The 11,647-nt window shown below is 73.3% G+C and carries 11 protein-coding genes; 2 read left to right on the top strand and 9 right to left on the bottom strand.

Features of this window, described 5'->3' with window-relative positions; translation table 11 throughout:
• Both BCD48_RS33985 and BCD48_RS33980 read right to left on the bottom strand, forming a co-directional pair.
• On the bottom strand, window positions 1-687 hold a 687-nt coding region (locus BCD48_RS33985), incomplete at its 3' end, for a cytochrome P450 family protein (protein WP_131803896.1).
• Window positions 688-721: 34 nt separating this feature from the next.
• Entirely contained in the window at window positions 722-901 is a 180-nt protein-coding gene (locus tag BCD48_RS33980) for a hypothetical protein (protein ID WP_071052460.1), read from the bottom strand.
• A 776-nt stretch (window positions 902-1,677) separates the two neighbouring features.
• Between BCD48_RS33980 and BCD48_RS33975 the strand changes: the two genes are divergently transcribed.
• On the top strand, window positions 1,678-1,971 hold the full coding sequence (locus tag BCD48_RS33975; RefSeq protein ID WP_071052459.1) for a 2'-5' RNA ligase family protein: 294 nt from the start codon (window positions 1,678-1,680) through the stop codon (window positions 1,969-1,971).
• 76 nt (window positions 1,972-2,047) lie between these two features.
• On the top strand, window positions 2,048-3,283 hold the full coding sequence (locus BCD48_RS33970) for an epoxide hydrolase family protein (RefSeq protein WP_071052458.1): 1,236 nt from the start codon (window positions 2,048-2,050) through the stop codon (window positions 3,281-3,283).
• Between the two features lie 285 nt (window positions 3,284-3,568).
• Here BCD48_RS33970 and BCD48_RS33965 read toward each other — a convergent pair whose 3' ends face one another.
• The 7 genes from BCD48_RS33965 to BCD48_RS33935 all read right to left on the bottom strand — a co-directional run bounded on the left by BCD48_RS33965 (window position 3,569) and on the right by BCD48_RS33935 (window position 11,093).
• Window positions 3,569-4,789 (bottom strand): cytochrome P450, encoded by a 1,221-nt coding sequence (locus tag BCD48_RS33965; protein WP_071052457.1) that lies wholly within the window; start codon window positions 4,787-4,789, stop codon window positions 3,569-3,571.
• 53 nt (window positions 4,790-4,842) lie between these two features.
• Entirely contained in the window at window positions 4,843-6,180 is a 1,338-nt protein-coding gene (locus tag BCD48_RS33960; protein WP_083419604.1) for a cytochrome P450, read from the bottom strand.
• Entirely contained in the window at window positions 6,177-7,085 is a 909-nt protein-coding gene (locus BCD48_RS33955; RefSeq protein ID WP_071052489.1) for an acyl-ACP desaturase, read from the bottom strand. Before BCD48_RS33955 ends, BCD48_RS33960 begins: the two co-directional genes overlap by 4 nt.
• A gap of 174 nt (window positions 7,086-7,259) precedes the next feature.
• Window positions 7,260-8,150 carry an SAM-dependent methyltransferase gene (locus BCD48_RS33950; RefSeq protein WP_071052456.1) on the bottom strand — a complete coding sequence of 297 codons (891 nt, stop codon included), beginning with the start codon at window positions 8,148-8,150 and terminating at the stop codon, window positions 7,260-7,262.
• On the bottom strand, window positions 8,147-8,422 hold the full coding sequence (locus tag BCD48_RS33945) for an acyl carrier protein (RefSeq protein WP_071052455.1): 276 nt from the start codon (window positions 8,420-8,422) through the stop codon (window positions 8,147-8,149). Before BCD48_RS33945 ends, BCD48_RS33950 begins: the two co-directional genes overlap by 4 nt.
• Complete coding sequence (locus BCD48_RS33940) at window positions 8,422-9,243, bottom strand: PaaI family thioesterase (RefSeq protein WP_071052454.1); 822 nt, start codon at window positions 9,241-9,243, stop codon at window positions 8,422-8,424. Before BCD48_RS33940 ends, BCD48_RS33945 begins: the two co-directional genes overlap by 1 nt.
• Window positions 9,240-11,093 (bottom strand): AMP-binding protein, encoded by a 1,854-nt coding sequence (locus BCD48_RS33935; protein WP_083419603.1) that lies wholly within the window; start codon window positions 11,091-11,093, stop codon window positions 9,240-9,242. Before BCD48_RS33935 ends, BCD48_RS33940 begins: the two co-directional genes overlap by 4 nt.
• Between the last annotated feature and the right edge of the window lie 554 nt (window positions 11,094-11,647).

Here is an 11,647-nt window from a genome sequence, read left to right as displayed (position 1 = left end):
GTCCCCGGCTTCTTCGACGGCGACGAGCCGGCTGAGCAGGTCGTTCTCGGGGTGGGCGCGGCGGCGCTCCATGAGGTCCATCAGGTATGCGACGACGCCTGCTCCGGCCTGGTCGCGGCGGGTGATCTCCTCGGTGGTCAGCAGCGGTTCCGGGTCGGTGCCGCGGGCGATTGCCAGCTCCCAGGCTCGCAGCTGGTCGGCGTCCTGTTCGGGTACGCCGAGCAGCCGCTGGCCCACCATCGCGAGTGCGAGCGGCGCGGAGAGGTCCCGGACCACGTCGAGCCCGCCGGCCTCGACGGCCCGGTCCACGAGGGTGTCGACCAGCCGGGTGATCATGGGGGTGAGGTCGGCGACCATCCGGGCGCTGAAGGCCTTGTTGACCAGGCCGCGCAGGCGTCGGTGGTCCGGGGGGTCCATCCGGATGAACGAGCCCGGCAGGCTCGCTTCCTGGTCCCAGAACGGGCTGAGCCGGTCGGCGTTGCCGTGCCCCCAGGTGGCGCTCTGCAGCACGGCGGCGCAGTCGGCGAACCTGGACAGCACCGTCACCTCGGTGTCGCCGAGGCGGATGTCGGTCAGGCTGGGGGCCTCGCGCAGCCGGCGGTAGCCCGGGTAGGGGTCGAGGCGGTGGGCGGTGGTGAACAGGTCGACCGCGTCGGGGACGACGTTCTCGATCTGGGCTGAGGTCATGGGTCCCGCTCCTTCGTGGTGCCGACCCGGGCTGTTACCTCGGGTGCGCATTGCGAGAAGCACCGCCGTCCGGCGGCGTTATCGTCTGGTCGCGGTCCGTGCGGTGCTCGGGGCCGGACGCGTCGAAGACGAAGCCCGCCACGGCGTCGTCCGCGCCGCCGGAGGTGGACTGGGCCGGCTCGGTGGGCGCGGGGTTGAAGACGGTACGCGGCATGGCCGAAGTCACGTATCCACCCGGAGCTGGTCGTTGCCGGCGGCGGTCGGCCCGGGGATACGGCCGGCGGATTCTGGCCGCTTCCCCTCAGCCCGGTGGCGAGCTTTTCACGACGGCCTGCCCGAGTATGTCGCGAAAGCGATTAACATCGGTGTCGGCCGGAGTGGCGATCGGACATCGGTATCGCGCGATGGGTGGTGCTGATCGTGCTTGTCGGTGAGCGGGGACCGGTCTAGAAAAGCAGTGGAATGCTCTTTGGACCCAGGCAGAGAGAAACCGGGTCACCCACCGCGGACACCATCGAGAAGTAAACATTCACATGGTTTCGTGATCTTGCTGTGAGTGGTTGGCGTTCGAGCCGGGTGTCGATGTTGTTCGGTGTTCGGGGTGTCGCGCGTGGTGGCGCGGGTCGGGTTGTGGTGATCTGGCCGGGTGGCGCCGGAGGAGATGTCGCGTGAGGAGCTGCTGGCCGTGGTGGCCGCGCAGAGCGCGACCGTGGCGGCGCAGGCGGAGCTGATCGAGGAGCTGCGTGGGCAGGTCGTGCGGCTGACGGCTGAGGTCGACCGGTTGCGGCGGGCGTCGTCGCGGAACTCGGGAACTCGTCGTTGCCGCTGTCGTCGGACGGGGTGCTGCCGGGCCGGGAGGTGCCGAACCGGGCGGATCGCCGCGCCGCCGGCGGGGGAGAGGAAGCGCGGCAAGCAGCCGGGACAGGACGGGCGGACGCTGGCCTGGGCGGAGCGTCCGGACCGGGTCGAGGGGCATCTGCCGGCAGGGGCGTGCGGGTGTGGGTCGGGCCGCTGGCCGGGTCGAGCGGCGCGGTCCGCTTCACCGTCACGCCCTGGGAGCCGCTGGTCGAACTCCGCGCCGCCGTGGACAAGGTCACCGCTGCGTGCGGCCTTCCCGCCGTCGAGCAGCGTTTCCGTCCGCACGTCGGCATCGCCTACTGCAACCGCGACCTGCCCGCAGAGCCGATCATCCGCCGGGTCGCGAAAGGAGCGCATCCCTGGCCGGCCGGCTCGACTCGCGCACCACCAGCAGGTACTCGCCGCGTCGCTGCCCGCGCTCTCTGAAATGGCCCGGCCCGCTGCCCAACCATCCAACAGGCCGACAGCACCGCTTCCCGCTACCCAGTAGGAGAACCACGCCATGACCCCCCTGCACGCCTTCCCCCTGGAGCCCGCCCCGATCCATGTGTCCGACGAGGTCCTCGATGACCTGCGCGCCCGTCTCACGCTGACCCGTCCGCCGCTGGACGAGGGGAACGGGGACTGGTCCTACGGCGTCCCGGACAGCTATCTGCGTGAGCTGGTCGCCTACTGGCGGGACGGCTACGACTGGCGCAAGGCCGAGGCCGCCATCAACGCCTACGAGCACTACCAGGTGAGCGTCGCCGGTGTCCCGGTGCACTTCCTGCGCAGGCCCGGCCACGGCCCCCGCCCGATCCCGTTGATCCTCACCCACGGCTGGCCGTGGACGTTCTGGCACTGGTCGAAGGTGATCGACCCGCTCGCCGACCCGGCCGCGTTCGGCGGTGACCCCGCCGACGCGTTCGACGTCATCGTGCCCTCCCTGCCCGGCTTCGGTTTCCCCGGCCCGCTCACCGACTTTTCCGACGTCAACTTCTGGAAGGTCTCCGACCTCTGGCACACCCTGATGACCGAGACCCTGGGATACGAGAAGTACGCCGCCGGGGGCTGCGACATCGGCGGGATCGTCTCCAGCCAGCTCGGCCACAAGTACGCCGACGAGCTGTACGGCATCCACATCGGCTCCGGGCTGCCGCTCGACTTCTTCACCGGCCCCCGCGCCTGGGACTTCGCCCGGAATCGGCCCCTCACTGACGACCAGCCCGCCGACGTCCGCGCCCGGGTCATCGAGCTGGACCACCGCTCAGCGTCCCACCTCGCCGTGCACATGCTCGACGGCGCCACCCTGGCCCACGGGCTGAGCGACTCACCCGCCGGACTGCTCGCCTGGCTGCTGGAGCGCTGGAACGCCTGGAGCGACAACGGCGGCGACGTCGAGTCCGTCTTCAGCAAGGACGACCTGCTCACCCACGCCACGATCTACTGGGTGAACAACTCCATCGCGACGTCGATGCGGTACTACGCCAACGCCAACCGCTACCCCTGGGCCCCCGCCCACGACCGCACCCCGGTCGTGCAGGCCCCGGTCGGCCTCACCCTCGTCACCTACGAGAACCCGCCCGGCATCCACACCGCCGCCGAGCGCGTCCAGGCGTTCAAGACCGGCCCGCAGGCCGACTGGTTCAACCACGTCAACGTCAACGCCCACGACCACGGCGGCCACTTCATCCCCTGGGAGAACCCCGACGCCTGGGTGAGCGACCTGCGCCGCACCTTCCACGCCCGCAGGCCCTGAACGACGCTGGCCAACCTCGGTCACATCCGGCGTTCTGCCGCTGGCCAACAACCGCGATTCGCCAGCTCGGAGTGGGACTCCTGGACAACCCACCCTGCACCTGACCACGCCGACCGACATCACAACACCCCCAGGTTGGCCATCAGACCCGAACCGCCCCCCGACCGGACACGAATACGACAGCAACCATCGGAACCACCGTTAACGGGACAGTCCTCGGCCCGACGGGAACCGGGCGGACCAGTCGACCACCCCACCGTGGGCCCGGGACGCCCCGGATAATGCTCATGGACGCTCGAGGCGGACGCGCAGCGTGTCCAGGGTGCGGATCGCCACATTGGGACGGTAGACGGGAGGCTCGGCCAGCTCCACGGAGCGGGTGGCGGCGGCCAGCGCGGTGAGGGCGGCCTCGATCTGCACGCGGCCGACGAGGGCGCCGATGCAGAAGTGCACACCCAGGCTGAAGGCGAGGTGGCGGCGGGCCGGCAGCGGGCCGTGGTAGCGGGTGAGGTCGAGCCGGTCCGGGTCGGTGAACACCGCGGGGTCGCGGTTCGCCGAGGCGAGGATGACGACGATGCCGCTGCCGCGGGGAAAGAGCTGCCCTCCGACCGTCAGGTCCCGCAGCGCCACCCGGTGGGTGAACTGGACCGGCGGGTCGAACCGGATGAGCTCCTCGACGGCCGAGGCAGCAAGCTCCGGGCGGTGGCGCAGGAGATCGAGCTGGTCGGGATCGCGCGCGAGCGCGAGCACGGCGTTGCCGAGCATGCTCTCCGACGTGCCATAGCCACCGATGATCATCAGGGCGGCCAGCGCGCGCAGCTCGTGGCTGATGGGACCGTCGGGGCTGGCCGCGGCGGCGATCGCGCCGAGCAGGTCGTCGGTCGGCGCCCGCCGGCGCTCGTCGAGGAGGGCGCCCAAGGCGTCCTCCAGCACTCGCTCGCTCGTCGCACGGGCGGCGACGTCGGCTGGGGAGAGGAAGACGTCGGGGTCCACCCCGCGCGACATCGCGCGCAGCGGGCCGCGCAGCTCCTCGGCCAGTGACGTGGGTATGCCCAGCATCGTGGCGATGGTGTACAGCGGCAGCGGGTCGGCGAGCGCGGCCATTACCTCCGCCTCGCCCGCCCCGACCATGTCGGCGACCAGTCGCTCGGCGGTGGCCCGCACGCCGGCGCGCAGCCGCTCGACCGCGCGCGGCGTGTACCCCCGGCCGACGACGGCCCGCAGCCGGGTGTGGTCCGGCGGGTCGAGCACGAGGAACGAACCGGGGACGTCGGCCGCCGGGACGCCAGGCCGGAACGGGTTGATACCGGCGTCGTAGCCGTGTCCCCATGCCGGCTCGTGCAGCACCGCGGCGCACTCGTCGTAGCGCGGCGCGAGCCACACCGACGGAGCGAGCGGCTGCAGCGCCCCGCCCGCATGGATCCGGCGGTAGACCGGGTAGGGGTCGGCCCGGTGCTCCGGCGCGAAGGCCGCGAGCGGGTTCTCGGCCGCCGGGGCGCTCGTCATCCCAGCCACTCCTTCGATGGGTCGGGTCCAGCCATCCGGGTCGTCGGCGCCGCTCAGGAGAGGCGGACCGGAAGGCGGGCGAGGCCGCGCAGCACCAGGTTCGGCTTGTAGGTGGGCGCGTCCGCGCCGGGCTCGAAGTGGCGCACCCGGCGCGTGAGCGCGTCCAGCAGGATCTCCATCTCCAGGCGCGCCAGCGGCGCACCCAGGCAGTAGTGGATGCCCATGCTGAACGTCAGATGCTTGGGCGTGGTCGAGCCGCCGGCATACCGGGCCAGGTCGAGCTCGTCCGGCCGGTCGAACGCGCGCGGGTCCCGGTTGCCCGACCCGAACAGCAGCACGATGGCCTCGCCTGGCTCGAAGACGCGACCGCCGAGGACCAGCTGGCGGCGGGCGACCCGGGTCGTCAGGTGCACCGGCGAGTCGTGGCGCAGCAGCTCCTCCACCGCCGGTGCGGCGAGCTCGGGGTGCCGGCGCAGCAGCTCCAGCTGGTCGGGGTGGCGCAGCAGGGCGAGCAGGCCGTTGCCGACGAGGTTGACCGTCGTCTCGTGGCCGGCGACGACCAGCGTGACGCAGGTGGCAAGCATCTCGTGCTCGGTGAGCACGTCACCCCGGTCGTGCACGGCGCCGAGGCCGCTGACCAGGTCGTTCGCGGGCTCGGCACGCCGCAGGGCGATCAGGTGGGCGAAGTAGTCCAGCAGCTCCAGCGCCGCGTCCGATCGGGCCTTCGCCTCGGCCTCGCTGAGCAGCAGGTCGGGGTCGAAGCCGCGGGCCAGCGCCGGCGCGCACCAGTGGATGCGGTGCTGGTCGGCCGGCGGGACGCCGAGCAGCTCGCAGATGACCGTCAGCGGCAGCGGGTAGGCCAGCGTCTCGACGGCGTCCACCTCGCCCCGGCCGAGCACCCCGTCGAGCAGCTCGTCGACGATCTCGGTGATCCGGGGCCGCAGGTCCAGCACCCGCCGCGCGGTGAACGCCTTGCTGACCAGGCCGCGCAGCCGGGTGTGGTCCGGCGGGTCCATCCACAGGAACGAGGCCGGCAGCTCGGTGTGCTCCACGTCCGGGTGGAAGATCTCCGCCTCGTCCGCGTGGCTCCAGGCCGGCTCGGACAGTGCGGCCGCGCAGTCGGCGTACCGGGTGACCAGATATGGGCCGAGCGCGCTGCGCACGAGCGGCGTCGCCTCCCGCACGGCCGCGTACCGCGGGTACGGGTCGGCGCGGTGCTCCGGGTTGAACGCGTCGAACTCCGGGACCGCGAGCTCTGGCACCACGAGCTCCGGCGTCGCGCCACTGCCGGGCATCGCGCCACTGCCGGGCACCGCGCCGCCGTCGCGCGTCGCGTCGGCGTGTTCCGCGCCGGCCGTGTCCGTGACCTGGCTGGCGAGCCCGCCGGTCATGACGGCGCTCCGGCGGTGGTGGAGCGGCAGGCGTCGACGAAGCGGACCAGCTCGTCGACCCGGTCGGTGCGGGCGTCGACCGCGTGGTTCACGATCCGGATCAGGTGCCCGTAGGCGTCGGTGTGGTCGTAGCGGGCGGTGTCGGCGATCCGCAGCGCCCAGCGCCAGTAGCCGCGGATCGTGTCGGCCAGCGGCATGCGGAACTGGGCGACGACCTCGCGGATCGGCTCGACCACCGCGTCGCCGTACAGCCGCAGGTACCGTTCCACCACGTCGGCGAGGAACGCGAAGTGCCGCGCCTCGTCCCTGGCGAGGTAGCCGAGCACGTCGGCGAGCACCGGGTCGCCGACGACCGCGCGCAGCTGCTGGTAGTAGATCTGGGTCGCCTTCTCCTGGACCAGCGCGTAGGCGAGCAGCGAGACGGCGTGGTCGTGCGGCAGCTCGAAGGGCTTGCGCCCCTCCACCGCGAGCTCCCGGCGCAGGCTCGCCGGGTCGGCGAGGCCGGAGGCGACCTGGTAGCGGAACAGCGCCCGCGCGTGCGTGTCCTCCTCGAACCCCCACCGGATCGTGAAGTGGTACAGCTCCCGGTTGTGGATGAACGTCTCGAGGTCGACGTCCTCGTCGAGCGGGAAGGCCCGCTCGTAGACGCCGATGTAGCCGGGCAGGTGGTCCTCGATCAGCGTGATGAACTGGACCGCCGAGGCCTGCCCGTCGGTCAGCCGGCCCGCGTCGGCCACCTCCCAGGCGATCGAGGACTCCACGTCCCAGCGCCGGGCGGACGGCGCGGCCCGGTGAAACGCCTCGGCCACGTCGGCGATGTCCGCCGCCGGCAGCAGCGGCCCGAGCGCCGGCCGAACCGGCCCGGAGCCGGGACCGGTGCCGGTGCTCGCGTTGACGGCCCGCATGTCGTGGGCTGACCGGCCGGGGGTCGACAGCCTCGCGGACGTGGTGTTGGTGGCGGTCGGATCGGTGGTGGACTGGCCGGTCGTCAGCGGGTCGGCCGCGGGTCCGGGAACGGGCATCGGGGTTCTCCGTAAGCGTCGGTCGGGGAAGGCGGGGGCCGGCGTACCGACCGGCGTCTAGCGGGCGCGGCGGCAGACGAGGGCGTAGTGCTTGGTCGTGTAGCCCCAGCCGGCGTTGGCGACCTCCAGGTAGCGGCGCAGCGTGGCCGCGGTGCCGGGGCGGATCGCGTCGAGCTGGTCGGTGGCGGCGTCGACGTTCACCAGCCAGTCGTCGATCGTCCGCCGGTAGTCGTCGGTGAGGTCGTCGACGCTGGCGATGGAGAAGCCGGCGTCCTCCGCGGCGCGCACCAGGTCGGACAGCGGCCGCATGTCGCCCCAGCCGAAGATCGCCGAGCGCACGAACTGGGTGCCCTCCCGCGCGTCGAAGGCCGCGCGGGCTGCCGCGTTGCGAAAGCAGCTCTCCGACACGTAGAGCCGACCGCCCCGGCGCAGCAGCGCGCGGGCCCGGCGGAAGACCACGTCCAGGTCGGGCATGTGCACGATCGAGCCGAGCATGGTGACCGCGTCGAAGCCGCCGGCCGTGAGCTCGCCCGCCTCGACGGTCTCGAAATGGCCCTGCACGGTCGAGACCCTGTCGGCCAGCCCCAGCTCGGCCGCCCGCCGCGCTATGTAGGCGTGCTGGTTGCCGGCCGGCGACACCCCGACCACCTCGCAGCCGAGCGCGTCCGCGACGAACAGGGTGAGCGACCCCCAGCCGCAGCCGACGTCGAGCACCCGCTGGCCCTGGCCGAGCTGGAGCCGGCCGGCGACGAAGCGCAGCTTGTTGAGCTGGGCCTGCTCCAGCGTGTCGCCCTTGCTGAGGTACAGCCCGGAGCTGTACTTGCGCAGCGGGTCGAGGAACAGGCCGAAGACCTCGGCGGGCAGGTCGTAGTGCTGGTTGGTGTCGCTGAGCTCCACGCCGGCGGCGGGCGCCGCCGCGCTGGGCGGGGCGGTCGTCGTGGTGGTCACGCGGCGTCCTGGGCGAGGGCGACGAGGACCACCGCGGCCACGCCGTCGATGGAGTTCGTCGAGAAGACCTGCTCGTCCTCGAGCTCGACGTCGTACTCCCGCTCGACCTTGGCGATCATGCGAAGCACCTTGACCGAGTCGGCGCCCTCGACCGAGCGCAGGTCGGTGTCGGGGGCGAGGCTCTCGGCGGGGACGCCGAGCTCCTGGGCGACGATCCCGGTCACGGTCGCGACGATCTCGTCATGGGTGGTGGTCGCCTGGGCGGTGGACATCAGTGCTCCCTGTGGTGGTCGGTGACGGCCGCCGGCGCGACGGCCCGCTGGGGAACGGCCTGCTGGGGAACGTCCTGGTGGGGGACGTCCTCCTGGTGGGCGACGGCCCGGGGGGCGATGGCCGCCCGCGAGGCGGCCGGCGCGGCGGCGTGGGACGCGACCGCGTCGAGGGCGGCCGCGACCCGGTCGGCCTCGTCCGGGCGCAGCGCGAAGCGCTCGCGCGCGACCTCGATCGGCGTCGGCAGGTAGCTCGCGGTCGCGGTCGCGAGCAGCGCGCCGGCCGCGTCGAGGATCTCGGCCTCGGCCTGGAGGACCCCGCCCTCGGCGCCGGCGGCCGCGCCGTCGGGCCGCGCGGCCTGGCCACGCCCGCCGGTGGGGCGCAGCCGGGCGACGCAGGTGTACTCGACGCCGACGCGCAGCGGCTCCAGGTAGCGCAGCCGCATGCCAGTGGTGAACGCGGTGCGGCCGAGCCGCAGCACGATCAGGTTGCCCATGGTCTCGTCGCAGATCACGCTGACGATCCCGCCGTGGACGACGCCGGGGTAGGACTCGTGGCCGCGGTCGAGCCGGAACGTCGTCGCGATGCCCGCGTCGTGGGCGGTGAAGCGCAGGCCTAGGCCGCGGGGGTTGTGCGGCGAGCAGCCGAAGCAGTGGTAGTCGTCCAGCACCGACCACGGCACGCGCAGGTACGCCGGCTCGTCGGGGCACGCCGGCGCCTCCGTGCCGGGCGCCGTGTCGACCGGCGCGCTGGCCGCCGCGGCGGGCGGGGGCGGGTCCTGGAGCGGCTCCTGAAGTGGCGTGGCGCCAGGTGAGCCGGTCACAGCTCACCCCGGTCGAGCAGGCCGCGCACGGCGAGGCGCTGGAACTTGCCGCTCGATGTTCGGGGCAGCGTCCCCGGATCGACGAGCCGGGCCGCCACCTCGGCGCGCCCCAGCCCGAGGGCCGCGGCCGCGGCCGTCGCCAGTTCGGCCGCCAGCCGGTCCCGTTCGGCCGGCTCGGTCAGCGACGTCTCGCCTACCAGCGTCATCGCCGCGTCCGCCGCGTCCGCCACGTTGCCGTCGGCGGGGCCGTCCGGCCCGCCAACGGCGACCACGCGGCGGCGGTGCAGGCCCGGCAGGTCGCGGACGGCCTGCTCCGCGTCTTCCGGGTAGTAGTTGACGCCCCGAATAATGATCATTTCCTTGGCTCGGCCGGTGACATAGAGCTCGCCGTCGCGCAGGAACCCGAGGTCGCCCGTGCGCAGCCAGCCGTCCGCGGTGGGCGCCGCACCCGGTGTGCGGGCGGCGGTCAGGTAGCCGGCGGTGACCGGCGTGCCGCTGATCTCGATCTCGCCGACCCGCGTGTCGTCGTCGCCAACGCCGGTGGCGTCCACGGCCGGCAGCCCGCCGTCGTCCTCGCCGCCATGCACACCGTCGCCGTCGCCCGCGCGGATGCGTACGCGCACGCCCAGAACGGGCCGGCCGACGCCGACGAGACCGCGGGCGCGCGGGTGGTCCCGCCCCAACGGCACGACCACGCCGTCGGCCGTGAGCCGGTCGCGGTCGACCCACAGCACGACCGGCGGCCGGCCCAGCGGCGGGAAGGTGACCGCGAGCGTCGCCTCCGCCATGCCGTAGACGGGAAGCATCTGCTCGGCGGCGAAGCCCGCCGGCGCGAAATGCGCAAGAAAGCGCTCGAGGCTGTGCGGCGAGATCGGCTCCGCGCCGTTGAGCGCCACCCGCCAGTGACGCATGTCCAGGCCGGTGACCTCGCCGGGTTCCACCGCCGCCACCAGCTGGTCGTAGGCGAAGTTCGGCGCCGGGGAGACGGTGACGCCTCGGTCGAGGAACTCCCGCAGCCAGCGTGCCGGGTCACGGATGAACGCGGCCGGCGACCAGACGGTCATGTCGATGCCCGTCATGACCGCGCTGAGCGTCGCGAACAGGCCCATGTCGTGGTACATCGGCAGCCAGCTGCCGCCGCGGTCGTCCGGGCCGAGCCGGACCCCGGCGATGATCGCCCGGATACCGGCGAGCACGTTGCGGTGGGTGAGGACCACGCCCTTGGGCATCGCGGTGCTGCCCGACGTGAACTGCACGATCGCGACGTCGTGCGCGCCGACCTCCGGCGGGCGCCCCGCGCCCGGGGCTCCAGCGGCGAGCTCGTTCGCGGGCAGGAGGCGCAGGCCGTCCAGGCCGGCGCCGAGGCGGGCGAGCACGCCGGACAGACGCCGGCCGGTGATGACGCGGCGCATGCCGGCGGCGGCGGTCGTGCGCGTCAGCCGGCTGGCGTAGCCGGCCAGGTCGCCGGCGGCCGTCGGCAGCGCGAGCGGGCTCGCCGCCGCCCCCGCGCGGCTCACCGCGAACAGGGCGGTGAGGAAGTCCGCCGAGTTGGTGGCCAGGATGCCCACCCGCTCGCCGTGGGCGACCCCGTCGGCGAGGAGCGCGCCGGCCATCGTCCGGGACCGGTCGGCGAGCTCGCGCAGCGACACGGTCTCGCGCTCGTTCGGGAAGTCGACCGTGGCGTCTGGCGCGCAGGCCGCCGCGAGGTCGAGGGCGGTGTGCAGCGTCGCGGCCGTCGTCGGGTGCGGCTGCCCGTCGGGCGCCGGCGGATGGTTCACGGCGTGCTGGGCTAGGCGCTGGCCAGGCAAGGGCGGCCGCGTCGCGGCCGGCTGGCTGCGTGTGGGGGGCATGGGCGGCGCTCCAGTCTTCCGGACGTCGTGTCATGGCCTCGCGTCCCCGGCCGGCCGCGGGCCTTGACTGAGGACGTGCCCGGGCCCGGCGTCGTGGCCGCGGCCGGTGTCGCCTGGCGTTCGGTGCGCGGCACCGCGGGGTGGGGCCACGGTCGGGCCGCCGGGCGAAGGGAGGGGAGCCGAGAAAGGGAACGGAGGGGTGGGCTGTCCATGCCGGGCGGCTCTCGTCCACCGCGGCGGCGCCGGCGCGGCGGACGAGGTATTTCCGAGGCGGGCCGGCAAGAAGCCGGGGCGGGCGGGCCGACGATGACGCCAGCCATCAAGGAAGGCTTGTCGCAATGCTGACGGCCGTCAATGCCCGGCGGCCGGCGTCAATTGACCGATCCGCTCGACCAATCACCGCTCGCTCCACCGGCGACTGCCGCGAGGGAATTCATCGAACGGTACTCCAGCCGTTCACCGGCCGGAAAGAGCGGCGCGCTGCAATGGAAAAATTCCCTCGGCGCAGGTCAGAGCGGACCGGTTGCCTCCCCGGTGACACATACATTGTCGCA

The sequence above is a fragment of the Pseudofrankia coriaricola genome (genome assembly GCF_001854805.1).
In the GTDB taxonomy this organism is placed as follows: Bacteria; Actinomycetota; Actinomycetes; order Frankiales; family Frankiaceae; genus Pseudofrankia.
This window is presented reverse-complemented; position numbering and strand designations above follow the sequence as displayed.

What these genes read in the sequence shown, in the direction of transcription:
- BCD48_RS33955 (WP_071052489.1), bottom strand. Translation starts at nt 7,085, where the DNA reads ATGCGGGCCGTCAACGCGAGCACCGGCACCGGTCCCGGCTCCGGGCCG.
- BCD48_RS33935 (WP_083419603.1), bottom strand. Translation starts at nt 11,093, where the DNA reads ATGCCCCCCACACGCAGCCAGCCGGCCGCGACGCGGCCGCCCTTGCCT.
- BCD48_RS33980 (WP_071052460.1), bottom strand. Translation starts at nt 901, where the DNA reads ATGCCGCGTACCGTCTTCAACCCCGCGCCCACCGAGCCGGCCCAGTCC.
- BCD48_RS33970 (WP_071052458.1), top strand. Translation starts at nt 2,048, where the DNA reads ATGACCCCCCTGCACGCCTTCCCCCTGGAGCCCGCCCCGATCCATGTG.
- BCD48_RS33965 (WP_071052457.1), bottom strand. Translation starts at nt 4,789, where the DNA reads ATGACGAGCGCCCCGGCGGCCGAGAACCCGCTCGCGGCCTTCGCGCCG.
- BCD48_RS33945 (WP_071052455.1), bottom strand. Translation starts at nt 8,422, where the DNA reads ATGTCCACCGCCCAGGCGACCACCACCCATGACGAGATCGTCGCGACC.
- BCD48_RS33960 (WP_083419604.1), bottom strand. Translation starts at nt 6,180, where the DNA reads ATGACCGGCGGGCTCGCCAGCCAGGTCACGGACACGGCCGGCGCGGAA.